1 protein-coding gene is annotated in these 1,014 nt (G+C 54.2%); it reads right to left on the bottom strand.

Annotation, left to right across the window (positions count from 1 at the left end; genetic code table 11):
* Positions 1 to 515 precede the first annotated feature (515 nt).
* On the bottom strand, positions 516 to 1,014 hold a 499-nt coding region (locus tag ACWDNU_RS47250), incomplete at its 5' end, for a hypothetical protein (RefSeq protein ID WP_449673634.1).

Here is a 1,014-nt window from a genome sequence, read left to right as displayed (position 1 = left end):
ATGTCGTCCATGCAGCGACTGACGACTCCATTCTTTGCGCAGCATGCCACCGTTGGAGGCCACACAATCCGCGTCGCGACTGGGCCTCAGGGATTCTGCTATGTGCCTGACCCGACCGCTACACTGAATTCACCGCTCGACAGTCGAATGTTTTTCAAACTTCGCTACGCGGTTGGAGTCGGTGAAACCCCAGGTGCTTTCGGATGTTTCGTAGACGGGTGCCAGAATCAAATCATTTTTCGCCACAGACAACCGTGGGATCCAATATCGGTAGAGGCTTCAACGATTGAGGCGCTAGTTGAGCAAGGGGCGAGCTACGGACAATTTCTTGAGGCTTCGCCGGATCACCCTTTCCCCTTTGGGGACAGCTGATTTCCCAAGTGAAGCCAGGCCATCAGGCGGGTACCGCCTGTGTGGCCGCCTTCACGTCCGGCATATAGTTCTATTGTTGATCGTTCGTGAAAACTCATCAAGTGCGAAAATAGCTTCGCCTGCGCGAATCTGCGCACAAACAGCTATTCCGCATCTTTGGCGAGTATTTTCGTAAACTTCGGAGGCGCACTCATCGTCTCGACAAATTTCTCCAACATCCGTGCGCCTTCGCGTGCGTGCGCATATTCCCAGCCGCCAGATTGGAGCCGCTCCCGACTGGATTGGCCTGTATCACCGAGGTCGATATGCGGCGGGAGCGATCTTGTCAAAGCAACGCCCTTGACCAGTATGGGAATTACCACGTCGCACACATGCCGCAGCAGGCGGTTCAACTCAGCTGCTGGTGAAACAAATGCAGCGCCGTTCGGACGTTCAACGATGACGCTTGCAGTAAATGAGACGACAATCGGTGTTCCAACCGGAATCGTCATCACAAGATCTCCCGCGCTGATCGGTCGCATCGAATGATCCTGACCTATGAACGGCTTGTCCTCGCGATCTACCATCAATCCTGTCGCACACAGCCGAATACCTCGGTGTTTGTCGGTATTTGAGTATTCTTGCAGCAGCTTGAGTGGATGC

It is taken from the genome of Amycolatopsis sp. NPDC003676, assembly GCF_053587275.1.
This window is presented reverse-complemented; position numbering and strand designations above follow the sequence as displayed.